A 25759-nucleotide genomic window follows, 5' to 3' on the forward strand; every position below is an offset into this window, starting at 1 on the left:
GTTCCATCAACCTTTCTCTTCGCTACGATTATTGCTGCGTTTTTTCCCAGTCCGCGAGGAACTTTTCAATTCCTTGCGTCGTGAGTGGGTGGTGTGTGAGTGACTCGATGACCGAGAATGGAATCGTCGCGATGTCTGCGCCCGCAAGAGCAGCGTTCGTCACGTGAACCGGGTTCCGGACCGATGCCGCAATGATTTGTGTCGGAATATCATGTACGACGAAAATTTGAGCAATCGTCTCGACGAGGCCCATTCCATCTTGACCGATGTCATCTAGACGACCGAGGAATGGTGATACGTATGTCGCACCAGCACGGGCTGCGAGTAATGCTTGGTTCGGATTGAAGATCAATGTGACGTTCGTCGTGATCTTCTCTTTTGAAAGTGCTGCGACCGCTTCGAGTCCGGCCGGAGTCATCGGAACCTTAACCGTAATGTTCGGTGCGATCTGGGCAAGTTCCTTCCCTTCGCGAATCATTCCTTCTGCATCAAGCGCGATGACTTCAGCGCTGACAGAGACATCTCCGACGATTTCACAGATTTCACGAAGTCTTGTATGGAAATCGACGCCTTCCTTAGCGACGAGCGATGGATTCGTCGTGACACCATCTAAAATCCCCATTTTATGTGCTTTCTTGATGTCCTCTACGTTTGCTGTGTCAATGAAAAATCTCATCTTTCTCGTTCCCCTTTCATCCCCTGAAATCGCTTACGACTCTATTATAGGTTTTTTTCACGAGAAGTCCTACTGTTTTCCATCGAATACACGTTCATATGATATGAAAAAAGCACGGTAGACCGAAGTCTACCGCACTTTAAAGAGGAGTCGATTAAGCTTTGTTGCTTGAACCGAACTCACGCATCTTACCGATGACAGTTTGTTTGATTGCTTCACGACCTGGTGCGATGAATACGCGTGGGTCATATGCTTCTGGTTTCTCAGCCAACACTTCACGAACGACTTTCGCGAATGCGATTTGGTTCTCTGTGTTAACGTTGATTTTTGAAGTTCCGAGTGAGATCGCTTTTTCGATATCGTGTGTCGGAATTCCAGTTCCACCGTGAAGAACGAGTGGGAGGTTTGTAGCGTCACGGATTTCTTCCATCTCTTTGAATCCGAGGTTTGGTTCACCTTTGTATGGTCCGTGAACAGAACCGAGTGCAGGAGCAAGCGTGTCGATTCCAGTTTCTTTAACGATGCGTACACACTCGTCAAGTTTCGCGTACATGACATCACCGATGACGTCGTCTTCTTGTCCACCAACTGTACCAACTTCCGCTTCAACTGAAACGCCTTTAGCGTGAGCGTATTCAACGACTGCTTTAGTTGTTTCGATGTTTGTGTCAATCGGGCTGTGCGAATCATCGATCATGACAGATGTAAATCCAGCGTCGATCGCTTCTTTACATTTTTCAACGCTCGAACCGTGGTCGAGGTGGATTGCGACTGGAACTGTTATTTTCATGTCGTGTACGAGACCTTCAACCATTTTCACGACAGTGTAGAATCCGCCCATGTGGCGTGCTGCACCTTCAGATACTCCAAGGATAACTGGTGACTGCTCTTCTTGAGCCGCACCGAGAATCGCTTGTGTCCACTCGAGGTTGTTGATGTTGAATTGACCTACTGCATACTTACCTTCGAGAGCTTTGTTTAACATGTCTGTCATAGATACTAATGGCATAATGACATCCTCCTCTGTTTTGATCGCTGCTTACACGAACTCGTGCAATTTCAGACTGATTATAACATACTGATTCATCGGAACGTACAGCATTTCGCTTGGTTTTTTGGTTTGTGACGGCGACGTGAAGGATTAACCGCTTACATCGTGAGAAATTTGCACAGTCACTTCTTTTTTTAATTCGAAGATGTCAAATGGCTTCCCGAAGAAGGCGACGACCCCTAATCGTTTCGCTTCTTCCATCGCTTCTTTTTCATCGAGTGCCGTCATTAAAATCGTCCGGACACGTCGTCCGATCCGGTCCTGATGACGTAAAACCTCGATCCCGGTCCGCCCCGGCATGTTGACATCCATCAACAGCAAATCATATGCCGTTTCTTGTAAATAGACGATCGCTTCCTCTCCATCGACGGCGACGTCCGTTTCATACCCTTCTGCCCGGAACAATTGTGCAAGTAAGTTCCGGATTCCCGGCTCATCCTCGACGATCAACAATCTGCCTTTCATCTCTGCCACTCCCCCTCTAGTTATTTCCATTCTACACTAAAGCAAAACTTGCTTTATACTGTCCTTGAGAGAAATACAGAAAGGATGAAGAAAAATGATGAAAATCTTAGCTACACAATTCAACGGAAAATTGCAAACGCTCGCAAAACAGGAAGACGAACTATTCGATGTCGTCCGTCTGCTCGCACAAGCGCTCGTCGGAGAAGGCACGGTCTACGTCGATGCCTACGGCGAATGTGAAGGACTCTATCCGATGCTCTCAGAAGGACCGGACCAGATAAAACGGGTTACGAAAATCAAGGATCGAAAGACCTTGCATGCTGTCGATCGTGTCTTGATCTTCACGCCAGATACGGAACGCTCCGACCTTCTCGCTTCTCTTGCCCGCTATGACGCATGGCATACGCCTTATGCGATCGTCACACTCAGTGACGTGACAGAAACGCTCGAGCGTTCGATTGCACCGCTCGCATTGAAGTTTAATAAAGGACTACTTCCGGCAGAGGACGGTTCACGTCACGGACTGCCGAGTCTTGCCCTTTGCGCGTTCCTCTTGACACATATCTTGACACAACTACAAGAGATGACGGAAGAGTGGGATTAACACTTTTCTTCTATAATATGTAGTTCTTAATCTAATCAATCAAAAAGACGCGGTAACCTTCAATAATGCTGAAGGTTACCGCGTCTTTGATTATCTTTCTTTTCATTCACCAAGTGAAGCTTGGATGAAGTCATGGAAGAGCGCTTGTGGGCGTTCTGGACGTGAGATCAATTCTGGGTGGAATTGACACGCGACGAACCATTTGTGTTCTGGAATCTCGATGATCTCAACGAGACGACCGTCTGGGCTCGTACCTGAGAAGACCATGCCGTTCGCTTCGAACTGCTCACGGAATTCGTTACCGAACTCATAACGGTGACGGTGACGTTCGTAGACGAGCTCGCTTGAATACGCGGCACGTGCTTTCGTTCCATCTTCGAGTTTACATGGGTAAAGTCCGAGACGGAGTGTACCACCGAGATCCTCGATGTCTTTTTGTTCTGGCAACAAGTCAATGATTGGGTATGGTGTCGCTGGGTCGATTTCCGCTGAGTGTGCGCCTTCAAGATTGAGTACGTTACGTGCGAATTCAACTGTCGCGAGTTGCATACCGAGACAGATACCGAAGAACGGTACGTTGTTTTCACGTGCAAAACGTGTCGCTTCGATTTTCCCTTCGATGCCGCGTTCGCCGAATCCACCAGGAACGAGGATGCCGTCTGCTGAACCAAGCAATTCGTTGACGTTTTCACGTGTTACGTCTTCTGCGTTGATCCAGTCGATTTCGATGTCACTGTTGAAGGCAAATCCAGCGTGTTTCAGTGCTTCTGCGACCGAGATGTACGCATCACGCAATTCGACGTATTTCCCGACGAGTGCGATCTTCGTCGTCTTCTCGAGGTGCGTCACAGTATGGACGAGTTGTTTCCAAGCCGTCATATCAGCAGCTGGTGTATCGAACTTGAAGTAGTCACAGACGAGTTGGTCCATGCCTTGACGTTGCAAGTTGAGTGGTACTTCGTAGAGTGTCGATGCATCTTGTGCTTCGATGACTGCTTCCGGACGTGTGTCACAGAAGAGAGCGATTTTATCTTTCATCTCTTGTGGGACTGAGTGCTCCGCACGTAAGACGATGATGTCTGGTTGAATACCGTAGCTACGGAGTTCTTTAACACTGTGTTGTGTCGGTTTCGTCTTGAGCTCACCTGCCGCTGCAAGATACGGAACGAGCGTACAGTGGACATACATGACGTTTTCTTTCCCGATATCGTTTTTCACCTGACGAATGGCTTCGATGAACGGAAGCGATTCGATATCCCCTACTGTTCCACCAATCTCTGTGATGACGACGTCAGCGCCCGTTTCTTTGCCCGCACGGAAGACGCGATCTTTGATTTCGTTCGTGATGTGTGGAATGACTTGGACCGTTCCACCGTTGTAATCCCCGCGGCGTTCCTTCTTGAGGATCGTCGAGTAGATACGACCAGACGTGACGTTTGCGTTCTGGCTCAAGTTGATATCGATGAAGCGCTCGTAGTGACCAAGGTCAAGGTCTGTCTCCGCGCCGTCATCCGTGACGAATACTTCCCCGTGTTGGTACGGGCTCATCGTACCCGGGTCGATATTGATGTACGGGTCGAATTTTTGGATCGTGACGTTAAGACCACGGTTTTTCAAGAGACGAGCGAGCGATGCAGCGGTGATCCCTTTACCGAGTGACGATACGACGCCACCTGTTACGAAAATATACTTTGTCATGTTAAATATTGCTCCCTTCTCTAATTCACATCTCAACAATACAGAGGTGGTAAAAACAAAAAAGCAAAAGTGCCCCCATTGGAATAGGAGACACTTTTGCTGAAATAAGCACGTTGCTTAAAGAAGCCCATGACTAACTTACGTCATTCGGAAAACTTCGTCAAGCCTAATTTTTCAAAGAAAAATTTTCGTACTCGTTCGTCAGCCGTCAACGAAAAAACTGCCATTTCTATAGGGAAATAGCAGCTGTACAGTTGTGGTTGATCGTACTTAGACTTCCTCTTCTTCTTTGAAGTCTTCTAAATCTTCTTCGTCGAGATCGTCATCGAGATCATCGATGACTGCGACTTTTTTGAACGTATCGTCGTCTTCGCTATCGTCAGCTGAATCATAGTCCGCTGTCTTCGCGAATGTATCGAGATCGTCTTCGATCGTCTCGAACTCATCTTCTTCTGCATCATAGTTGAACTCTTCTTCAAACTCATCGAGTTCTCCACGTTGACGCGCTTCGATGACGAGATCCTCATCCGACTTATCGAACGGATACCAAGCGCGGAGTGACCAACGGTTCGCTCCGACGTTGACGAAGTTTCCATCGATGTTCATGTCTGTATAGAGTTGAGCAAGTTTCTCGAACTTGTCTTCTTCATCTGTAAACGTATGGTACTTTTCGATTTCTGACGTGATGTCATCGAACGTGATTGGCTGTTCGCCAGCTTCTTGCAACATTTCGTTGACGAATTCGATCAGCGAAAGATCAGTAATCTCTTCTTTACTTAAACGGCTGAGGCTCATTGTGACGGCCACTTCCTTTCATTTGCGTTCAATCCATTACTTCTCATTATACGCAAAACAGCTTTTAAAAATCCAGTCTCTATTTAAAAAAAGCTCGAATTGATTCTCGATTCGTGTTTTTCCTACTCCCGAAAAAGGAATATCCAAGGGAGAAGAAGGAGGAATGACAGATGGAGATGACAATCGAACGGGTCAACGATTTTGATGACTTCAACTGGTTACCAATCTTATCAAAGAGTACACAGGAAGGCTATCCCTTCATCGAACGGATGCTACGTGAACGCCGAAATGAAACGTATCGAGAAGACGGAGAAGCAATGTTCGTCGTTTTGTCGCTCTCCGGTCACGTCATTGCGTGCGGGGGTTATATGAAACAAACCGACGCGATCGACGTCGGTCGGATTCGTCATGTCTACGTCTTACCGGAAATGCGACATCACGGTGTCGGTACGCAACTGCTTGAGAAAATCATCCCAGAAGCGCTGTTGACGTATTCCGAGCTCTGGCTCTATACGGACGATGCCAGTACATTTTATGAACGATTCGGTTTTGAGCCGTATACGGCAACCAAAGTGACACATCGACTTTTAAAGCATGCATTCGTCCAACCTTAAGTGTCTTAGATTGACATATCGAGAATCATCGATTAGTTTAAGCGTATGACAAATCAAGTGGATCTATTCAAGGCATTATCGAACGAGGTACGTCTTGATATCTTACGCTGGCTCAAGGATCCCGAGACTCATTTCAATAAGCCGACGGCCCATCTCGCGACGAATCTGTCGGACAAGGGAGGCATTTGCGTCGGAGATATCCAAGAGAAGGCGAACTTATCTCAATCGACCGTCTCCCAATATCTTGCGATGTTGCAAAAAGTCGGATTGCTCGAATCCGAACGTCACGGCAAATGGACGTATTACCGGCGAAATGAAGAAAAAATCCAAGAGCTCGCAACGTACCTCAAAGGAGAACTTTGATCCGTTCTCCTCGCCTTACATATCGACATTTCCCGATATTTAGATTCGTGAAAGGATGAATTCTGTTGAAAATCGTGTATTACGTACTCGCGTTACTTGCGGGTATCGCTTTAAGTGTCGAAGGAGCCATCTATGGTGAGCTCGGGAACTTCGTCGGAAAACTCGAAAGTAGCTTTTATAATTTCTTCGCCGGTACGATCATCATCGGGCTGATCGTCCTCTTCTTCGGAAAAGGTTCACTCGGCTATACATTCCGCGCACCGAAATGGACCTTGCTCGGTGGTCTACTCGGTAGTATCTACTTGACGATCCTAATCATCAGTATCCCGCTCGTCGGTGTCGGTCTCGCCATGATCAGTGTCATCATCGGACAGATGATTGCCAGCATGGTCATCGAACATTACGGCTGGCTCGGTAGTCCGAAACGTCCGATCAATCGTGACAAGCTGACGGCTTCTGCTTTGATGCTCGTCGCTCTATTTCTTATCTTTTAAGGAGGTTCGCTCGTGAATATTCTATTACTCGGTTTTACATTACTCGGCGGCGCGATGCTGAGCGCCCAGTCCTCGATCAACGGTGCCTTCAGTCAAAAGGCAGGGGCTCTGGAAAGTACGTTCCTGACGTTCTTCACCGGAATGCTGATTCTCGCACTCGCCATCTTGTTCTTTGGTCAAGGGAACGTCTTGCTCTTGCTTGAAGCACCACGTTGGCAACTGAGCGCCGTCTTGTTCGGCGTCAGTTATCTCTTCCTGACGATTCTTGCTGTTCCGCAAATCGGGGTGTCACGGCAGCTAGTATCGCGACCGTCATCGGTCAACTCGCAGCAGGTATGGTCATTGATCACATCGGTGCGTTCGGTGGCGTCGTCGTTCCGCTCGACGGAAAACGTCTGCTTGGTCTAGTTGCGATGCTGGCTGCGCTTTACTTCGTCTATCGTGGGAACACACGTAAAGACGTAAAGGCTTCTTCTGATTCGATGGCATCGTGACGATTGTCCTCACGATTCGTTCACGCGCTTTCCTCAGGCGAGACACAAGCCAGTCTCGGCTGTCACAGACAGCCGACCCGGGTCTTGTTTGTCTCTGACAGCGCAATATCTTGCGCTTTTTCCTGTAGGAGTCGCGTGAACAACGTGAGTCCGACTGTTTCTCATGGTCCATCAAAATAGAACAAAAAAAAATCCGAAATGCCGAAGTGATGCTACTTCAGTGTTTCGGATTTTTTAAATCAGTTGATGAACGTGAAAAGCGAAATAGCTAAGACCCTTTGAGCGAGTACTTGTAACAGGAATACGATTCGGGACAAATAAATGCACTTTTTCTTCAATTGATCGGCTTATCGATAACGACTTTACCTTCTTTGTCTAATAGCGGTGTCATTCCGTTCAAACCAAGTCCACTTGTCATTAAATAATTTACACCTGTTTCAGTGTCTACGACAATTTTGATAATACCACCACTTAGGTGTTGTTTTGATTTAAGTATGAATCGTTTACTCATTATTTTGTATGACCTCTCGTTCTTTCCGATTTCCACGTAAAATCATAACTTACTGTGTGAGGATAGGTTTAACGCTTTTTTACCAAGGTGTTGCCTATCTACTTAGAACAGTCCTCACATTCCCACACGACTCCTACAGGAAAAAGCACGATTCATCGTGCTGTCAGAGACAAACAAGATCCGAGTCGGCTGTCTATGACAGCCGGCACTGGCTTGTGTCTCGCCTGAGGAAAGCGGGTAGGAAATCGTGAGGACGTCTTATCAAGTCCAGTACTTCACTGCCCCAGCTGTTGCCTCTTAAGTAAGCGCAACGCTTCCGTCGCGAGATGATGATCCGCTTCCTGAGATAGACCGGAAACGGTGATCGTACCAACGACACCGACTCCTTCAATCCGAATCGGGAACGACCCACCGGCATCCGCATAATCGGCTGGAGAAACAGCATACATCGTATGATACGAGCGATGCTTACTTTCATTATAACGACGCATGTAGAGCGAACTGTAGCCATGCCGTAAGACGACGTTCGATTTCCGGCGAATCCATTCTTCCTGATCCGGTGCCGTACCATCGAGCGCCGCGTAATATAAGCGTTGTCCGTTTCGTTTGATCTCAACGGCAATCGAAAGATTCTCTTTCATCGCCCGACCGATCAATTCATGCCCCATTCCAATCGCTTCCGTATTCGTCAGTGACGTCAAGACGAGTTCTTCCTCTTCAGCCAGCAATACCTTCAATTCTTCCATTCGTCCCATTCCTTTCGCACGAGGCGTCGTCCTTCATCACTACTGACGCGTACCGCTTCAATCAAGCGCATCGTTTTTTCAGCATCGCGTAAATTGACAGGCACTTGTCCTCCGCGAAGTCCTTCCGCCAATTGTTCGTAAAACGTGGCATAACTGCCCGGAAGTGTCGCGAGACGTTCGACGGGCTGATCCGCGATCTGGAGGTAGCCATAGGAATCCACTTCATCTTCTCCGAGTTGTGGATCAACAGGATATCCTTTCGTAAGCCGTCCTTCCTGCGGATCCATTCCGTATTTGATGTAACTGCCACGCGTTGCATGGAACTCGAAGCGTGGTGTTGGTCCTTGAATGAAGGACGTCGAACGGAGAATGACACGACGCGTTCCGTAGTGCAACGTGACGTGGAATCCGTCATCGACGATCGCTCCGTCGCGTTGTAGATAGACATCTCCTACCAACGCATCCGGTTCTCCGAACAAGGCAAGTGCTTGATCGAGTAAGTGTGAGCCGAGATCAAACAGGATGCCAGCGCCATCACCCGCTTGTTCCCGCCAACGTTCGCGAACGACCGGACGATAGCGATCGAAGCGCGACTCGATGACTTGCCAGTCACCAATCTCGTTCATCTCCATCAGCTGTTCGAGCGTCAGGAAGTCACCGTCAAAGCGACGATTTTGATAGACTGCGACTTGAACGCCATGCTGCTTCGCTAAATCTTGTAGCGCGAACGCTTCTGCAATCGTCACGACTGCTGGCTTTTCGAGTAAGACGTGTTTCTTTGCTTCAATCGCTTGTTTCGCCATTTCGAAATGCAGTGCCGTTGGTGTCGTGATGATGACGAGTTCCGTGTTGTCGTCCTGCAACGCCTCAGCAAGTGTTGCGATGACCTTCGCTTCACTGAAATGTTGCGCTACTTGGTTCGGTCGACTTGAGACGACTTGTGTCACTTCAAATGCCGATAACGCTTGTAAGAACGGGACGTGGAACGTCACCGCTGAAAAGCCGAATCCGACGAGCGTCGTTTGAATCGGGTTCATGTTGTTTCCTCCTCTGTCACGTCGAGATCGACATGATAATGATCTAGTCGTTCTTGCCACGAGGCGTCTGGTGCTTGATCCGTGACGAGGACATCGATGTGTTCCCAGTCACAGACCTTATGCAAAAAGCGTTTATTGAATTTCGTATGATCTGCGAGGACGATGACACGGGTCGCACTTCGAATCATCGCCTTCTTTACGACCGCTTCTTCGAGTTGTTCCGCAAAAAGTCCTTCTTCCGTTAATCCACACGCTCCGAGAAAGACACTGTCGACTTGATAATTCAAGATGTCGTCCGCCGTCTTGATCCCGCTCAGACTCCGTGCGTGTCGATCAAAACGACCACCTGTAACGTACAGTTCAATATCCGTTCGAGCTCCGACATAGTCTGCGATATCGAGTGAGTTCGTGATGACTTGTAGCGGATACGGCGGAAGTGCGCGCGCCATCTCAGATACCGTCGTTGCAGCGTCAAGCAACAATCGATCGTTTGTTTGGACGTGACGTGCCGCGCGTTGTCCAATCCGTCGTTTTTCCGGTTTTTCTGTCCGCTGTTCGTAGGCGAGCGTTCCACCAGCACGGACCAATCCGTTTTTGACACGGATGATTTCCCCTTCTTGTTCGAGCAGAATGACATCACGCCGTGCAGTATCTCGTGAAATCTGATATTCCTGCATCAGCTGATCGAGCGAAATTTCCGGACTCGTCTTAATCCATTCCCGCATCTGTTGCAATCGTTCCATTTGCCCCATCGATCCATGCCTCCTTTTTCTTTATTTTAAGTTTTTTCATTAAAATACGCAATTTTAACGCAAATAGTTCTACTGAATTCGGGTAAATAATAGAGACAACTACTTTTTAGAACGGAGGAATCTGTATGCAAACGATGTTGATCACGGGCGCCTCTTCCGGTATCGGTCTTGCGACGGCGCGTCGGTTTGCAGAAGCCGGCTGGTTCGTCTACGCGGGTGTCAGGAGTCCGGAAGAGATGACTGTATCGTTACCGACACTCACCTTCTTACCGCTCGATGTGACCGATGAAACAAGCGTTAAAGCAGCAGTCCGGCAGATTGAACAGGAAGTCAATCATCTTGACGTCGTGTTCTGTAATGCCGGTCATGGTTTATTGCGTGCACTGGGACAAGCGACGAGTTATGAAATCAAGCAACTCTTCGAAACGAATGTCTTCGGTGTCATCCGGACGATTGAAGCCTGCCTCCCTTTACTCAAACAAGCACCGGGTGGTAGTCACTTACTCGCGACATCAAGCGTCAGTGGACTCGTCGGTCAACCGATGAACGAACTGTATTGTGCCAGTAAGTTTGCGATTGAAGGGCTGTTTGAAAGTCTTGCCACTTACTATAAACCGTACTTCAATATCGACGTCACCTTGATTGAACCAGCGGCTGTCGAAACGAACTTTACAGCGAATGTTCTCGATCAACTCGAACAGACAGGTGGCTTACACGAAGATGACTTCAAACCGATTATCACCGCTTATTTGCAAACGTACCGAACACGTCACGCCAATCGTCAATCGGCGGAAACCCTAGCTGAAGTAATCTTTGAGGTCGTCCACGGCGATGATCGTCCATTACGAATTCGGACGACAGAAGCTGATGAACACTTCGTCGCCCATAAAACCCGTCATGATCCATCAGGACTCGAGGGAGTCGCTAAAATACGCCGTCTGACATTAAATCTCGATTGATTCCCCTTCTTTTAAAATTTCGTTCCGTCTAGCGAAGGTACGCCTACTATACTGAGACTATCTACCTAAATCTTAAGCAGAAGGGCGGAACGCTATGCCACCTTTATTTCTTTTTGCGATCGTCTATCTGATTCCGACCTTCATCATGTTTTATATGTCGGTCGATATTTTGTTACGCAACCCATCACGTCCGCAACACCGACTACTCAGCTTGTTCACGTTCGCATACGGAATGTTGTTCCTCGGAGAATTTTTCCGAAATGCCTCCCCAATCGAGTTGAGTCCAGCATTCGTGACCTACTGGTTCGGGAATGCTGGTTTGATCGTCTTTAGTACGTCGCTTCACTTCATTTTCCGGATCTCAAACTTGTGGAAACGGATGCCACGATTCCTTTATCCATGGATCTTTTATTTACCGTTGGGTATCGTGCTGACGACATACGTATTCCAGACGAACGTCATCAACAGTCAACAGTTCACACAAGTCGGGCAGTTCATCTATCCTGAATTCAATACGCAATATCTAGTGACGATGACGGTCGGAAACGTCTTCCATCTTCTCGTCATCGGTCTGCTCGTGTACGCTCGGACACAGTTGAACGATGCCCGTCGCGGCATCATCAACGTCTTGCTGAGTGTCGCCGTTCTCGTTCTCGCGTGGGATATCGTCTTCGGCTACTGGTCGTTCTACGGCATCATGCCACCGTATGCTTATATGTATGGCGGTCTATTCTGGGCAGGAGCGCTCGCGATCGCGATGCGTCGGTTTGATTATCTCGCGTCCTACCAGAAGCGCTTCGCGACGCTTTATAACTTGAATCCATCTGCCATCCTCTTACTCGACCGGGAAGGACGAATCGAGAGTGCTAATCCTGCTGCTCATCAGCTATTCGAAACAGATGAGCTGACGGCGTGCACGTTTTCGACTTACTTACCGGAGAAAAAACAAGCGGATTGGACGTTACACTACATGACGCATTTTTTATCGCAACGTAAGTTCAACGAATTCGAGACGAAGATTTTAACAGCACAACAGCAAGAACGCTACGTCGTCATGGACGCTGATTTCGTCTTCATCGAACAGGAACTGCACGGGATGCTGTTGATCCGCGATATTCAGTCCTTCAAGGAAGCAGAACAGACGATTCGTTTCTTCGCCTATCATGATCCGTTGACGAAAATCGCCAATCGCCGGAGCTTTTACGAACGAACGGCGCAAGAGTTGCTCGAGCATGATCACGTGGCGATCACCGTCGTCGATCTCGACGGTTTCAAAGCAATTAACGATACGTACGGGCATCAGATCGGTGACGCCTTTTTGATTCATATCGCTCGCCTTCTTGAAAAACATGCGGAACAATATGGTTTTGCTGCCCGTGTCGGTGGAGATGAGTTTTTCTTACTCTATCGTCAACCGACCGTTGCTACGCTACATGCCTATGCCGCGGATCTGTTGACGTACTTGCAAGACAACCCTTACCGGTTCGCTGAAGAAACCATTGAAATCCGAACGAGCATCGGACTCAGCTACTCACCAAATCATGGCGTCGATCTCGACACGCTGATTCAGCATGCTGACCAAGCGATGTACCGTGTCAAACATGCTGGAAAGAACGATTATTTCATTCATGATACGATGGACTCGACGCAACGATCCTAAAGGAGAGATTCCATGATTTCTGTACTGACGATTTTTTCACGTTTATTCAAGGGATTGCGCCGCGCTTTTCACTTATCTTACTTTCGTGGTCTATTGATTCTCTGCCTGTTGACGCTCGTCTCCGGGACGATCTTCTATAGCACGAAAGAAAACCTGTCGATGGTGGATGCACTTTACTTTTGTATCACGACACTCAGTACGGTCGGGCATCCAACGTTCGTTCCGACAACGACGCTCGGTAAGGTCTTTACGATGGCATACATCACGATTGGCTGCGGGTTGTTCTTAACACTAATTGCCACGTTATCGTATGTTCTAATTAAACAACCGGAGGATGAATAAGGGGGAATGATTCATGCGCCAAGCTACCATCCAAAATAATTTCGATTGGTGTCGCCTCGTCTGTGAGTCAGCCGGTTGCCGGGTGACGGAAACTGATTCGACCTGGCACGCTCAAGGAAACGTACCAAGCTATTATCCGGAGCTGATGGTCCGACTTCCCCATCAGCGAATTGGTGTCACGGATGTCTACAGCATCAAGGACTGCACGGCAAGCTATGATTTCTCGAGTGCTGGTCTCAGTCATCTTTTCACAGCGGAATGGATGACCCGCCCTGCCATACTCGATCGCCATGCCCTTCCCGTCGATTGGTCCGTCGTGACGGATCTCGATCAGTTCGCTCGCTTCCAGTCTATCCAGGCAACACCGGAGTTGCCCACAACATTATGGCAACATCCCGCTGTCCGCTTCTTCTATTCGGAGGCGCAACAAGCAAGTTGCATCGCCTACTCGAATCAAGTGACGACTGGACTGACATACGTCAATTCCGATTACCTCGACAAGCGCTTATGGGATGATATCGCACGTTTAAGTTCAGCACATTTCCCCGGTCAATCGCTCGTCGGTTACGAGTATGGCGATCACCTAATCACGGCGCTTGAAGCCGGCTTTGACGACGTTGGTCCACTCGCGATCTGGATTCGCACGGCGAATGAGCACACATGAAAAAACCGAACCGATTCCCTTCCTCTTGACGAAGATGAATCGGTTCGGTTTTTTTTACATCAAACGGCTAATGAAAGCCGTTGCGATCCCGAAGTAGACAAGGAGCGACAAGATATCGTTCAATGTCGTGATCAATGGCCCGGATGCGATTGCCGGGTCGATCTTTAGACGATGTAAGATCAGCGGAATGATCGTTCCAGCTAGTGTTCCGAAAATCAACGTAATGACGAGCGAGCTGCCGACGACAAGACCTAAGACGGCACTTCCTTGCCAGACGTAGGCGATGATCGCGATCAAGATGCCACAAATGACACCAATGATCAAACCGACCCAGAGCTCCCGCAGGATCAACCGGGTCGCAACCCGCTTATCGACTTCACGTGTGATTAATCCCCGGACGACGACTGCGAGCGATTGAGTACCTGTATTTCCTGTCATACCAGCAATCATCGGCATGAAGAAGGCGAGTGCGACGACTTTCGAAAGCGTCTCTTCAAACTGACTGATGATCGATCCAGAGACAAGCCCGATGAAGAGTAGCAAGACCAGCCATGGCAAACGGCGAGTCGCAGCAATCCACGGTTTCGTCTCAAAATCGATTGATTTACCGGACGCTGAGAGTTTCTCGATGTCTTCGTTCGCTTCTTCCCGTAAGACATCAAGCGCATCATCGACCGTGATCAGTCCGACGAGAATGTCGCCCTCGACAACTGGTAACGAGACGAGATCATAGCGTTCGAACAGTTGCGCGACCTCTTCCTGATCGGTCTCCGCCGCGACCCGGATCACCTTCGTCTCCATGACGTCACTGATCCGTTCCGTGTTTTCAGCTAAGATGACATCCCGGTATGAGATGACACCAACGAGTTCACTGAGTTGATTGACGACGTAGACATAGTTGATCGTCTCCGAGTATTCGATGTAGTCGCGCATCTTCTCGACCGTCTCACCGACCGTGAAATCCTCTCCGACCCAAATGAACCGGTTCGTCATCAAGCGCCCTGCCGTTTCCGGTGGATACGTCAAGAGATTGCGGACGATCAGTGCCTCGTCTGTCCGCATGCTGCCAAGCAAACGGTCGGTCTCTTCCGGTCCAAGTTCCTCGAGTAAATCCGCGACATCATCGTTCTCCATTAAATCGAGGACGTGCCCGGCACGCTCGACGTCTAAACGACGTAAGACGGCGAGACGTTGCTCCCCTTCGAGCTCCTCGAGTACATCCGCCAATCGCTCGTGATCCAGATAGTCGAGGAGTCGTGCCTGATCGTCTTCGCCCAACTCTTCATACACTTGCGCGATATCATACGGATAGACCTCTTCGATGACTTGCTGTGCTTGCTCCCGTTTTTCCTTCGCGAGCGCATCGAGCAATAGCCACTTCCATTCTTGTTCTGCTGTCTGACGCAATCTCCTCACCCCCTGCATTCTGCCTTTTTATCTTAGCACGAGTTGATTCACGATCGATATCGAAAAACAGTTGACATCTGTTTCCTATGGCTTTAAAGTTTGCCTTAAGGAAACATTATTTGTAGACCGAATCTTTTTCCAGTGACTGGAGTTAATTTTTTTACCCTGTTTTTTGCCCTAAGGAAACTTTCCTTCTATATACCACAAAACCAAAGGAGTGATTATTCATGTACGCCCTTGACGTTGATCGTCTCACCGTCTCTTATTTTGATACCCATGCACTCGACGGAGTGTCCGTTCGCCTCCCGGTCGCTTCGTTGATTGGCATCATTGGACCGAACGGCGCTGGTAAATCCACCTTCTTAAAAGCTGTCCTCGGTCTGATCCCGGCTCGTATCGAGCAGTTACGTGTGCTCGACCAATCACTCGAAGACGTCCGGTCACGCGTCGCTTACGTCCCGCAACGAAGTGCAATTGATTGGGACTTCCCGGTTCGTGTGCAGGACGTCGTGTTGATGGGCTGTTATCCGAAGCTCGGCTTATTCAAACGACCATCGAAAGCACAAAAAGTGTTCGCCATGGAATGTCTCGAGCGCGTCGGTATGTCCGATCATGCCGAACGCCAAATCGGTGAGCTGTCAGGTGGACAGCAACAACGGGTCTTCCTGGCGCGTGCCCTTGCCCAAGAAGCAGAGCTACTATTGCTGGACGAACCGTTCGTCGGCATCGATGTCGCCAGTGAGCAGATGATCATCGAACTCTTACGGACACTCCGAGCCGAAGGGCGGACAATCATCGTCGTCCATCATGATCTGCATAAAGCAGAGGACTACTTCGACACATTGATGCTGTTGAACAAACAACTGATCGCTGTCGGTCCCCCGTCTGATATCTTGACGCCGGAATGGCTCGAACCAGCGTATGGCTTACCCCTATTCGAACGACGCAAGGAGGGACAAGGATGACGTTCATCGAGGCATTACTTCAGTATGAGTTCTTACAAAAAGCGATGATCACTGCCGTCATGGTCGGCATCATCTGTGGTGTGATCGGCTGTTTCATTATCCTTCGCGGGATGTCGTTGATGGGGGATGCAATCTCACACGCCGTTTTACCTGGTGTTGCGATTTCCTATCTCCTCGGGATCAACTTCCTGATCGGTGCTATCGTGACAGGTCTCGTGACGGCACTCGGAATCGGCTTCGTTAGCCAGAACAGTCGCATCAAGAACGATACGGCAATCGGAATCATGTTCACATCCGCCTTCGCCCTCGGGATCATCCTGATTTCGTTCTTACGCAGCAGTAGCGATCTCTATCACATTCTGTTCGGCAACGTCCTCGCGGTCCGTCCGAGCGACATGTGGATGACCGTCATCATCGGATTAATCGTCCTTGGCGGAATCTTCTTGTTCTATAAAGAGTTACTGATCAGCTCGTTTGATCCGACGATGGCGCAAGCCTATGGGCTGTCGACGCGCTGGATTCACTATGGATTGATGACGTTACTGACACTCGTCACCGTCGCTTCACTCCAGACCGTCGGCATCATCCTCGTCGTCGCGATGCTGATCACACCAGCAGCGACCGCGTATTTACTGACGAACCGCCTCTCACGGATGCTGTTCCTAGCAGCTGGATTCGGAACGTTGTCCGCCATCGTCGGACTGTATTTCAGTTTCACCTACAATCTATCTTCCGGTGCGTCGATCGTCCTCGTCGCGACGACGTTGTTCGCACTCGTCTTCGTCTTCTCACCACGTCACGGTCTGATGCGTCACCGGAAACGAAAGGAGTCTATTGTATGAAATTAAAACTTTTTCTGTTCGTCCTCCTCAGCACGGTGTTACTTGCTGCTTGTTCGACACCAGCAGAAGATAATGGAAAGCTGAAGGTCGTCGCGACGTATTCGATTCTCGCTGACCTCGCACGTGAGGTCGGTGGTGAACATGTTGATGTCCACAGCATGGTCAAGATCGGTGCAAACCCGCACGAGTATGATCCACTCCCAGCAGACGTACAAGCGATGGCAGATGCTGACGTCGTCTTCTACAACGGGTTGAATCTAGAAGCCGGCGGTGCGTGGTTCGATAAACTGCGGGCAACGACTGGTAAAGACGTGTCTGACGCACCAGTCTATCGTTTAAGCAAAGGCGTCGAACCGAAATACCTGACGACGAAGGGCAAAGAATCGGAGACTGATCCACATGCGTGGCTCGATATAAGCAATGGCATCCGCTACGTCGAAAACGTCAAGCAGGCATTAATCAAGGAAGATCCGAAACACAAAGCCGACTACGAAAAAAATGCCGATGCCTATATCAAAAAATTGCAGACGCTTGATCAGGAAGCGAAAAAGCAGTTTGCCGCTATTCCGAAAGCAGAACGTCATCTCGTCACGAGCGAAGGGGCCTTCAAATACTTCGGAACTGCCTATGACGTCAAAGCCGACTACATCTGGGAAATCAACTCGGATAACCAAGGGACTCCGGCTCAAGTCCGTCGGATCGTCGATACGATCAAGGAGCAAGATATCCCTGTCCTGTTCGTCGAAACGAGCGTCGATCGGCGGAGCATGGAAACCGTCTCAAGGGAGACTGGTGTTCCGATCGGTGGTACTCTCTTCACTGACTCACTCGGTGCACCGGGTAAGGATGGCGACACTTACTACAGCATGATGCAAGCAAACATCGAGACGATCACGGAAGCACTCGCCAAGTAAGCGTCAACAAATCGTCACGCCTTCTCGATACGTCTTTCCTTATAATGAAGGCAAGACGATGAAAGAGAGGCACATTATGCAAACACGACTATATCGTTACGCCTTTCCCCTCAGTATCAGCCTGTTGCTCGCTGCATGCGGAACAGCTGATCAAACGGGTGCTCCGAAGACAGAACAGACGAATCACGGAGATCATGCTGACCATACCAGCCACGGTGTTGGTGATCAACTCGAGAAGACCGCGGGACCAGACACGTTACCCGCTTTTCTGAACGAACAGGATGAGTCGATCCAAACGATTTACCGCTCCGTCGCTAAACATCCTGATCTCTTGAAGAAGATGCCTTGTTATTGCGGTTGCGGTGAATCTGCTGGTCATACAAGCAACTATGACTGCTTCATCGAAGAGCAGACTGCTAGTTCCACGACCTGGACGACGCACGGCATCACGTGCGGCACGTGTCTCGATATCGCAGCACAGTCGATTGTCGCTTATCAAAAAGGTAGCTCCGTCAAGGAAATCCGGACTGCCATCGATCAAGCTTATAAAAAGACCGGTGTCACACCGACGCCAACGCCAGCACTTTAATAAACAGTCCGCCCTCCTCGCGATGAACGTAAGGAAAGGCGGACTGCTTTTTAATGTTCCGTTTTTCTGTCTCATGTGGAGCGCTCTTGACTTCTAGCTCGCAAGACAAGCGGTCGACCCGACAACAGCTCATCCAGTTGATAGTACGTATGCGCCCGAATCGGTCGATCCGTTCGTGGCAGATGACGGAGCTCGTATGCCACTTCGAGTAAGTAAAATTTGTATTCCTCCCCTTCATCAAAACCGAAGCTCGCGCGACGTTCTTCGATATACGCAAGGACACGCTCCTGTTGCGAGAACGAGAGCCGCTGGACTTGTGGGGCGAGTGCCTCGTGCGGAGAGAGCACGATTTCCCGCTCCGTGCGATACAGTCGATGCATGACGCCACCACTTTGACGTAAGGCAATCAAACGCGCGGGTCGATACGGACGGGGGTGCGGGTGGGCATGGACGAGGTAACGTTCAATCGTGACTTGAGTCGGTCCTGCCGGTAGAGAGATGACGTCATACATACAAAATCGCTCCTTCTCGAAATTGATAGCTACTCTCATATGCTACCATATCTATCCAGGATTCTTTCGTTGACGACAGAAGGGGAATCCGTTTTCAAAGTTTCTCAACTGGTTTTAAGACTGAATAGGCGTGGAACAGATGGAGAGAAACGATTCCTATCTGGAAAGGATGATTGTCGATGTCAAATATGTCCGCCGTCGGTTTTCACCGACACTTACCACTGACGGAACACGAAAGTCTGATTGACCTGGAACTACCACGCCCGGAAGCAACGGGACACGATCTCTTAGTTGAGATTAAAGCCGTCTCCGTCAACCCGGTCGATACGAAAGTCCGTGCTCACGGGAAAGATGAAGACGCGCCTAAGGTCATCGGTTACGATGCAGCCGGAGTCGTCGTTGAAGTCGGCGATGATGCCTCCCTCTTCCAAGTCGGTGATGAAGTCTATTACGCCGGTGCGATTCAGCGCCCCGGGTCAAACAGTGACTTCCAACTCGTCGATGAACGGATCGTCGCCAAAAAGCCGGAACGGTTGACCTTTAGCGAAGCCGCTGCTCTCCCGTTGACGACGCTGACAGCTTACGAAGCATTGACCGATCGTCTCGGATTGACGTTTGATGCTAAGTCGAATCTCGAGAAGACGATTCTCATCATCGGAGCCGCTGGTGGTGTCGGTTCAATCGCGACGCAACTCGCAAATCATGCTGGACTAACGGTCATCGGAACGGCGTCACGCGACGAGACGATTGAGTGGGCGAAGGAACACGGCGCACATCATACGATCAATCACCACGAGGCATTCCGTCCTCAGCTGGAAGCCCTCGGCTACAAATACGTCGACTATATCTTCTGTCTCAATGCGACGGACCAACATTTTGAGACGATGGTCGATGTAATTGCACCACAAGGGAAAATCTGTAGCATCGTCGAGACGGATCAAAAACTCGATTTAAGTGCGCTCCAACAAAAGAGCGCAACGTTCGTTTGGGAGTTCATGTTCACGCGTCCGCTGTTCGAGACAGAGGACATGATCCGCCAACATGAGATTCTGACGCAAGTCGCAGCATGGATCGAAGAGCATACACTTGAGACGACGGTGACACAGACGTTAATCGGCATGAACGCTGACAATCTGAAAGAAGCACACCGTCTCGTCGAGAGCGGAAAAACGATTGGGAAGATTGTCGTCGAACATCATTAATGGGCATCGGAGCAGGTTGGGAGTAAAATCCCGTCCTGCTTTTTTGTCGTTCTTTGTTTTCTTGTGAACGTGAATCTCTTACTTTGAAGATATTTTAGATATTATGACTATATTTATTCGTCTAAAAAATGTACGATTACGGTAACAAATATTCCAACGTAATACATCTAATCGACGCTTGACTCACATATACAAAGGAGCATCCATAATCCATATGCGAAAATGGTTCAATCAAAAGATCAGCCGACAGATCATGTCGTCGTTTTATCTCATTCTTATTACACTATCGATCTCTTCCCTGGCTGCTTATTTTTATACGAACCACCAAGTCACGGATGCGAAACAAGAGCTCGATGCGATCAGCTTGCGCGAAGATCGAGCGACAAAACTCTGGGACGATTGGCAGTCCCTTCAATACGAGATGCGGGGCTATATCGTCTTCGGTGACGATGCCGTGCTCGACGTGATTGATGAAAAAAAAGCCTCACTCGAACAACAGACGGCTTGGTTTGAGAAAAATCGTCTCTACAAGGCGGATCAAATCTATGCGTCTGATATTCGTTCGCTCTATAATTCTTATACCAATTTCGTCATGCCGAGCCTGATTAAATATGTCCAAGCAAAACAAGAAGGAAAGATTGAAGAACGTTTCTTGCAGATGCCAAGTCTGAAGGCGATGATGCCACAAGTACCACGGGATCCGAATCGGAAATTCAAGATGAATGCCTCGAATAGTGAGACGATGCGTAAAAGTGTCAACACGATGGAGAGCACATTCACAAACTATCGGAGTAGTCTTCGCGCGAAAGAACTCGGTGCAAAAGAACAACTTGTCACCCAGACAAAGTACGCTGAGTGGATTTGGCTCGTCAATCTGCTCGTATTGTTCCTTGTTATCTTGCTGATTGTCCGCCCGTTCATCGAACGGACGACACGACAAATCCATCTCTTGAGTAAAGAAAGTAAGCTTCTTGCGAGCGGTGAGCATACGTTACCACTTATTCCACTCAACCGTGCTGACGAGATTGGTGAATTGAGTAAATCGTTCCATCAGATGGCGACAGCCTTGATTGAAAATAAACACCAATTGATGTCGACGAACAACAATCTCGAAGATGCATTGAAATTAACGCAACGGAACGAGTCCCACTTGCGCCTGCGAAATCAATTGACCGAAACACTGGCATCGCGCGATAGCATCAGTGCTTATCCTTCTGTCATCCAAAAGATGGTTGAGATCACGCAGTCTGATCAAGGCGCACTGATCTTTAAAGAAGGAACAAAAGTCATCGATATCGTCTTTTATCCACAGACACCGCTCACAGTCGAGGATTGGATGCCAACGATTGAGCCGTTATTGCGTGAGTCGCGACAAGATAAACGACCGCATACACAGTTCGAGGACGAAGTCGCACGCGCCGTCACACCGGTTCTTGATCCGAGTCAAAATGAGATCATCGCCTATATCTTCTTGTCCCGCGATCAAGATCGGTTTGATCGTTACGAGCTGGAAGAACTAGCCGCTTTCGCGCGCCAGCTGGCATTGTCACTCTTGCGGATGCGGACGTTCGATGAGATTGAACGCGAGCGGGAAAAAACGGCGCGACTATTGAACTCGATTCGTGAATCGATCGTCTATATCGAACCCGAAGGCGATATTCAATTGATCAACCGACCGTTGCTTGACCTGTTCGATCACCCGGTTGATGAAAGTCTCGATGAGAACGGACTGATGAACATCACTCCTTCTGTCGTTCAACTCAAGCATCGCGTCGACCAACTACCGGAATTCGAACGTTACTTGAAAAAGACGTTCGTTCAGCGTGAAATCGGTGAAGGGATCACCTTCTCGATCGATCACGAGCGACGCTTCATCAAGACGTATTCCGAGAGCATTCATTATGGTGGACAGTTCCGCGGGATTCTGCTCGTCTTACGTGACGTGACGAACGAAGTCGAGATCGATCGAATCAAAAACGAACTCGTCTCGACAATCTCGCACGAACTGCGGACACCACTCTCGTCGATCTATGGCTTTACTGAGCTGATGATTCAGCGTGACCTGCCACCGAAGCGACAGAAGAAGTATCTCGAAGCGGTCCATTCGGAAACGGAGCGTCTTTCACTGTTGATCAATGACTTCCTCGACCTGCAACGGATGGAAGCAAACCGTCAGGAATACGAGATGGCACCGTTCGATATCGTCGCGATGATTCGTGATTTGAAACAGTTGCATAGCCTGTCGTCTTCTTCCCACGCGATTGAAATATTCCGAAACGTCGAACCGCTGATCGTCGAGGGGGATGCGAAGAAGATTCGCCAATTGTTCAGTAACCTGATCAACAATGCGATCAAATACTCACCGGCTGGTGGAACGATCGATATCCAACTGACGCGACACGAATCACGTGTCACCGTCGCGATTCAAGATGAGGGCATCGGGATTCCGGCTTCCGCGATGAGTAACCTGTTCCAAAAATTCTATCGTGTCGACAATTCGGACACCCGTCAAATCGGCGGTACTGGTCTTGGGCTCTCAATCTGTCGCGAAATTGCGCGTGGACATGAGGGAGAAATCCATGTCGAGTCGATCAAAGGACAAGGCTCGACGTTCACAGTCGAACTTCCGTTGACGCAAAATACATGATGCATATGAAAAAGCGCCAGAATGCGAATCCGCATTCCGGCGCTTTTTAAATTAGGTAATGTTATGAGTTGAGACGGCTTGCCACTTCAACCGTCCGTTTCGCTTGATGTCGCACGGCTGGTTCGACGGATTCAACCATGTTGCCGTCTTGGTCGACAGTCACCGATGTACCGTATGGATTTCCGCCCGCTGCGAACAAGACAGGATCTGAATAACCTGGCGCAGCAACGATTGCACCCCAGTGGAACATCGTCGTATAAACTGCGAGAACAGTCGCTTCCTGACCGCCATGCGGATTCTGTGCCGACGACATCGCACTGACGACTTTATTAACGAGTTTGCCTTGTGCCCACAGTCCGCCTGTCGTGTCGAGGAACTGTTGGAATTGTCCTGGGACATGACCGTAACGTGTCGGGACGCTAAAGATAATCGCATCTGCCCAGTCGAGTAGATCCGGTGTCGCTTCTTCGATATCACGTGTGGCATCCGCATGCTTTTGCCACAATGGGTTCGAAGCAATCGCTTCTGCTGGGGCTGTCTCCTTGATTTTTGCAAGGCGGACTTCTGCCCCTGCTGCTTCTCCCGCTTCTTTTGCCCATGAGGCAAGTTGATGGTTCGTTCCGGTTGCGCTGTAATAGATGACCGCTAGTTTCACGTTTGACATGACTTCGCTCCTTTTTTAAAAGACAGTGACGGACGATGGACGTACACGCTTTCTATTCCCGCTTTCTGCGCAAATTAACGTCAATTGTTTGAATTCAAGAGGAAATTTAGACCAATTTTTCGACTACATCATGGAACGAGCGAATATGGCTGTCCACATCTGGGCGTTCCACCATCAAACGTTTAGGGTAAAGACTGTGTGACGACACACGTAAGGAGTACTGACCATGGCAATTCGCTACACCCTTTATTTATTACTCGGCATGCTGAAGTTCATGCTGTTTAGTTACTTTACAAAGACCGATCTTTCGCTCCACTTAACACTCATGAACCTGGCCGGGATGCTGATCCTGTCGAGCTGGACGTTACTGATTCCGTGGAATAAACGCCGCTGGGTCTGGCTCGGTCTACTGCTCGCGCACAGTTTTCTGCTAGCTTCCGACATGTGGTACTACCGTTACTTCGAGGACTTCCTCTCCGTCTCGCTCCTCTCACAGATGACGCAGATGAGTGACGTCAGTAGCGGCTTCACGGCTTTGATCGTACCGCAAGACTTCCTTTTGTTCGCCGATAGTTTGATTTTCCTACTTCTGCTTTTCGTTTTCCGCAAGCGACCGGAAGTGACGACGACGCAAACACGACGCCGGACGGCTGGAATCCTTGCAGTCAGTGGTATCGTCTTGTCTGCTTCGCTACTGACGTACCGGACGCTAACGGAAGAGCGTCAACCGACGGCAACGATCTCCGATATGCGTGACTACTACCTGTTTGGCTTTTGGGGTTATCACGGATGGGATGTGTTTAAAGGCGTGACCGGACGAACCGGCGACGGACTGACGGCACAGGAGAAACAGCGCATCAATCAAAAGGAACAGACGAATCCAACCGGTCCGAAGCAGACACCGAATATCATTTTGGTACAGCTCGAATCGTTCCAGGCTTCAGTCATCGACCAAACCATCAACGGTGAAGAAGTGACGCCGAACCTAAATCAATTGAAGAAGGAATCGCTCTACTTCTCGTCGCTCTATCACCAGACGCATGAAGGACGAACTTCGGACGCCGAGTTCATCACGAACACCTCACTTTATCCATTGAAATCAGGCTCTGTCTATACGCAATATCCGACGAATGAATTCGAGCCGCTTCCTGCGTTACTTGAGAAAAATGGATACGATACGGCAGCAATGCATGCCTATGAAAAAGGCTTTTGGAACCGTGACGATGTCTACAAGAATATTGGTTTTAAGCACTTCTTCAGCCAAAAGGATTATTCAAAAGAGAAGAAAATCGGAATGGCGTTAAACGATCAGCAATTCTTCCTCGAATCGATTGATCATATGGAGACGTTACAAAAACCGTTCTTCTCGTTTTTAGTTGCGCTGACGAGTCATACACCGTATGAGATTGACAAGGAAGATCAGACGCTTGATCTGTCCGGATATAAGGATCCGATGTTGAAACGGTATTACCAGACTGTCCATTACGTCGATACCGGTGTCGGAAAGATGATCGACGAGTTAAAACAACGGGATCTTTGGGATCAGTCCCTCGTCATCTTTTATGGTGATCACGATAGTGGACTCGTCAATGAAGGGAGCGAGATGCGCAAAAAGGCGGATGTCTCGTCTCCGGTTGCTGCCTTTGAACTCGAACGACGCATTCCACTCTTCATCAAAAAACCCGACCAACAAACCGGTCGGATCATGAAAGAAAATGGCGGACAAATTGATATCGCACCAACGATCATTGACTTATTGAATCTCAAAACATCCTATATGATGGGGCAATCCCTCGTCGATGACAAACCAAACCTGACGGGCTTCCGCGATGGTTCGTTCCGCTACAAGGACTATTACTATGAAGCGGATTTGACGAAAGCATCCGGTGAAGGTACCTGCTATGACGTGTCGACTGAGAAAAAAACCGAGATGAAGTTCTGTCGCAATCAGGTGAAAGATGTGAGCGAACAATTAAAGATATCGGATAAGATTATTGAAGAGAATGAGCTGAAGTAATCGCATCGTGTCTAATTTTCTAAAAAGCCAACAAGCCTGACTTTTTTCACGTCTTTTGAGGAGTCAAGCTTGTTG

At 49.0% G+C, this 25759-nt stretch carries 27 protein-coding genes and 1 pseudogene; 16 read left to right on the forward strand and 12 right to left on the reverse strand.

Annotation, left to right across the window (positions count from 1 at the left end):
* Positions 1-28: 28 nt before the first annotated feature.
* The 3 genes from fsa to MKY22_RS14515 form a co-directional block, all read right to left on the reverse strand.
* Positions 29-676: a fructose-6-phosphate aldolase gene (gene fsa, locus MKY22_RS14505; RefSeq protein ID WP_023469552.1), complete on the reverse strand. Its 648-nt coding sequence runs from the start codon at positions 674-676 to the stop codon at positions 29-31.
* A gap of 154 nt (positions 677-830) precedes the next feature.
* Positions 831-1685: a class II fructose-1,6-bisphosphate aldolase gene (gene fba / locus MKY22_RS14510; protein ID WP_341089532.1), complete on the reverse strand. Its 855-nt coding sequence runs from the start codon at positions 1683-1685 to the stop codon at positions 831-833.
* A 132-nt stretch (positions 1686-1817) separates the two neighbouring features.
* Positions 1818-2192: a response regulator gene (locus MKY22_RS14515; protein ID WP_214728409.1), complete on the reverse strand. Its 375-nt coding sequence runs from the start codon at positions 2190-2192 to the stop codon at positions 1818-1820.
* 94 nt (positions 2193-2286) lie between these two features.
* Here MKY22_RS14515 and MKY22_RS14520 point away from each other — a divergent pair, with 94 nt between their 5' ends.
* Complete coding sequence (locus MKY22_RS14520; protein ID WP_341089535.1) at positions 2287-2796, forward strand: DUF2529 family protein; 510 nt, start codon at positions 2287-2289, stop codon at positions 2794-2796.
* Between the two features lie 102 nt (positions 2797-2898).
* Here the strand turns inward: MKY22_RS14520 and MKY22_RS14525 are convergent, their stop codons facing one another.
* Both MKY22_RS14525 and rpoE read right to left on the reverse strand, forming a co-directional pair.
* Complete coding sequence (locus MKY22_RS14525) at positions 2899-4494, reverse strand: CTP synthase (RefSeq protein WP_341089537.1); 1596 nt, start codon at positions 4492-4494, stop codon at positions 2899-2901.
* A gap of 270 nt (positions 4495-4764) precedes the next feature.
* A complete protein-coding gene (gene rpoE, locus MKY22_RS14530) occupies positions 4765-5301 on the reverse strand; it encodes a DNA-directed RNA polymerase subunit delta (protein WP_341089539.1) in 537 nt (178 codons plus the stop codon).
* Between the two features lie 158 nt (positions 5302-5459).
* On the opposite strand from rpoE, the gene MKY22_RS14535 reads away from it, so the two are divergent.
* The 4 genes and pseudogenes from MKY22_RS14535 (at position 5460) to MKY22_RS14550 (ending at position 7254) form a co-directional block, all read left to right on the forward strand.
* Positions 5460-5903, forward strand: a complete 444-nt coding sequence (locus MKY22_RS14535; RefSeq protein ID WP_023469563.1) for a GNAT family N-acetyltransferase — start codon at positions 5460-5462, stop codon at positions 5901-5903.
* 45 nt (positions 5904-5948) lie between these two features.
* On the forward strand, positions 5949-6266 hold the full coding sequence (locus tag MKY22_RS14540) for an ArsR/SmtB family transcription factor (RefSeq protein ID WP_294740202.1): 318 nt from the start codon (positions 5949-5951) through the stop codon (positions 6264-6266).
* A 65-nt stretch (positions 6267-6331) separates the two neighbouring features.
* Complete coding sequence (locus MKY22_RS14545) at positions 6332-6760, forward strand: DMT family transporter (protein WP_023469565.1); 429 nt, start codon at positions 6332-6334, stop codon at positions 6758-6760.
* Between the two features lie 12 nt (positions 6761-6772).
* A pseudogene (locus MKY22_RS14550) lies at positions 6773-7254 on the forward strand (DMT family transporter).
* Between the two features lie 334 nt (positions 7255-7588).
* Here the strand turns inward: MKY22_RS14550 and MKY22_RS14555 are convergent.
* From MKY22_RS14555 to MKY22_RS14570, 4 genes are all read right to left on the reverse strand, one after another.
* On the reverse strand, positions 7589-7765 hold the full coding sequence (locus tag MKY22_RS14555; protein ID WP_169738099.1) for a DUF6440 family protein: 177 nt from the start codon (positions 7763-7765) through the stop codon (positions 7589-7591).
* Positions 7766-8040: 275 nt separating this feature from the next.
* Positions 8041-8511, reverse strand: a complete 471-nt coding sequence (locus MKY22_RS14560) for a heme-degrading domain-containing protein (RefSeq protein ID WP_029342795.1) — start codon at positions 8509-8511, stop codon at positions 8041-8043.
* Positions 8499-9548 carry a Gfo/Idh/MocA family oxidoreductase gene (locus MKY22_RS14565; protein ID WP_341089547.1) on the reverse strand — a complete coding sequence of 350 codons (1050 nt, stop codon included), beginning with the start codon at positions 9546-9548 and terminating at the stop codon, positions 8499-8501. Before MKY22_RS14565 ends, MKY22_RS14560 begins: the two co-directional genes overlap by 13 nt.
* A complete protein-coding gene (locus MKY22_RS14570; RefSeq protein WP_029342797.1) occupies positions 9545-10300 on the reverse strand; it encodes a DeoR/GlpR family DNA-binding transcription regulator in 756 nt (251 codons plus the stop codon). The genes MKY22_RS14565 and MKY22_RS14570 overlap by 4 nt, the downstream gene beginning before the upstream one ends.
* A gap of 125 nt (positions 10301-10425) precedes the next feature.
* Here MKY22_RS14570 and MKY22_RS14575 point away from each other — a divergent pair, with 125 nt between their 5' ends.
* The 4 genes from MKY22_RS14575 (at position 10426) to MKY22_RS14590 (ending at position 13925) form a co-directional block, all read left to right on the forward strand.
* Entirely contained in the window at positions 10426-11259 is an 834-nt protein-coding gene (locus tag MKY22_RS14575; RefSeq protein WP_341089549.1) for an SDR family oxidoreductase, read from the forward strand.
* 94 nt (positions 11260-11353) lie between these two features.
* Entirely contained in the window at positions 11354-12919 is a 1566-nt protein-coding gene (locus MKY22_RS14580) for a sensor domain-containing diguanylate cyclase (protein ID WP_341089551.1), read from the forward strand.
* A 12-nt stretch (positions 12920-12931) separates the two neighbouring features.
* Positions 12932-13261: a potassium channel family protein gene (locus MKY22_RS14585; RefSeq protein WP_341089554.1), complete on the forward strand. Its 330-nt coding sequence runs from the start codon at positions 12932-12934 to the stop codon at positions 13259-13261.
* A 13-nt stretch (positions 13262-13274) separates the two neighbouring features.
* A complete protein-coding gene (locus tag MKY22_RS14590; protein WP_341089556.1) occupies positions 13275-13925 on the forward strand; it encodes a hypothetical protein in 651 nt (216 codons plus the stop codon).
* 54 nt (positions 13926-13979) lie between these two features.
* Here the strand turns inward: MKY22_RS14590 and mgtE are convergent, their stop codons facing one another.
* Positions 13980-15332 carry a magnesium transporter gene (mgtE, locus tag MKY22_RS14595; RefSeq protein WP_341089559.1) on the reverse strand — a complete coding sequence of 451 codons (1353 nt, stop codon included), beginning with the start codon at positions 15330-15332 and terminating at the stop codon, positions 13980-13982.
* 227 nt (positions 15333-15559) lie between these two features.
* Between mgtE and MKY22_RS14600 the strand changes: the two genes are divergently transcribed.
* The 4 genes from MKY22_RS14600 (at position 15560) to MKY22_RS14615 (ending at position 18642) form a co-directional block, all read left to right on the forward strand.
* Positions 15560-16297, forward strand: coding sequence for a metal ABC transporter ATP-binding protein (locus MKY22_RS14600; protein ID WP_341089561.1), 738 nt, complete (start codon positions 15560-15562; stop codon positions 16295-16297).
* Complete coding sequence (locus MKY22_RS14605) at positions 16294-17139, forward strand: metal ABC transporter permease (protein ID WP_341089563.1); 846 nt, start codon at positions 16294-16296, stop codon at positions 17137-17139. Before MKY22_RS14600 ends, MKY22_RS14605 begins: the two co-directional genes overlap by 4 nt.
* Entirely contained in the window at positions 17136-18053 is a 918-nt protein-coding gene (locus tag MKY22_RS14610; protein ID WP_341089567.1) for a metal ABC transporter substrate-binding protein, read from the forward strand. Before MKY22_RS14605 ends, MKY22_RS14610 begins: the two co-directional genes overlap by 4 nt.
* Positions 18054-18129: 76 nt before the next feature.
* Complete coding sequence (locus MKY22_RS14615) at positions 18130-18642, forward strand: PCYCGC motif-containing (lipo)protein (RefSeq protein ID WP_341089570.1); 513 nt, start codon at positions 18130-18132, stop codon at positions 18640-18642.
* A gap of 71 nt (positions 18643-18713) precedes the next feature.
* On the opposite strand, the gene MKY22_RS14620 is transcribed toward MKY22_RS14615, so the two are convergent.
* The gene (locus MKY22_RS14620; RefSeq protein ID WP_023469579.1) at positions 18714-19154 is read right to left on the reverse strand and encodes a hypothetical protein; all 441 of its coding nucleotides are present in this window, start codon (positions 19152-19154) and stop codon (positions 18714-18716) included.
* Between the two features lie 179 nt (positions 19155-19333).
* On the opposite strand from MKY22_RS14620, the gene MKY22_RS14625 reads away from it, so the two are divergent.
* The gene (locus MKY22_RS14625) at positions 19334-20356 is read left to right on the forward strand and encodes a zinc-binding alcohol dehydrogenase family protein (protein ID WP_214724215.1); all 1023 of its coding nucleotides are present in this window, start codon (positions 19334-19336) and stop codon (positions 20354-20356) included.
* Positions 20357-20570: 214 nt separating this feature from the next.
* Positions 20571-23003 (forward strand): ATP-binding protein, encoded by a 2433-nt coding sequence (locus tag MKY22_RS14630; RefSeq protein WP_341089573.1) that lies wholly within the window; start codon positions 20571-20573, stop codon positions 23001-23003.
* A gap of 61 nt (positions 23004-23064) precedes the next feature.
* Here MKY22_RS14630 and wrbA read toward each other — a convergent pair whose 3' ends face one another.
* Positions 23065-23667 (reverse strand): NAD(P)H:quinone oxidoreductase, encoded by a 603-nt coding sequence (gene wrbA / locus MKY22_RS14635; RefSeq protein ID WP_023469582.1) that lies wholly within the window; start codon positions 23665-23667, stop codon positions 23065-23067.
* Positions 23668-23893: 226 nt separating this feature from the next.
* On the opposite strand from wrbA, the gene MKY22_RS14640 reads away from it, so the two are divergent.
* Entirely contained in the window at positions 23894-25684 is a 1791-nt protein-coding gene (locus tag MKY22_RS14640) for an LTA synthase family protein (RefSeq protein WP_341089576.1), read from the forward strand.
* Positions 25685-25759: the final 75 nt, after the last annotated feature.

Origin of the sequence: Exiguobacterium sp. FSL W8-0210, from assembly GCF_038006045.1 — a bacterium.
Taxonomy (GTDB): Bacteria; Bacillota; Bacilli; order Exiguobacteriales; family Exiguobacteriaceae; genus Exiguobacterium_A.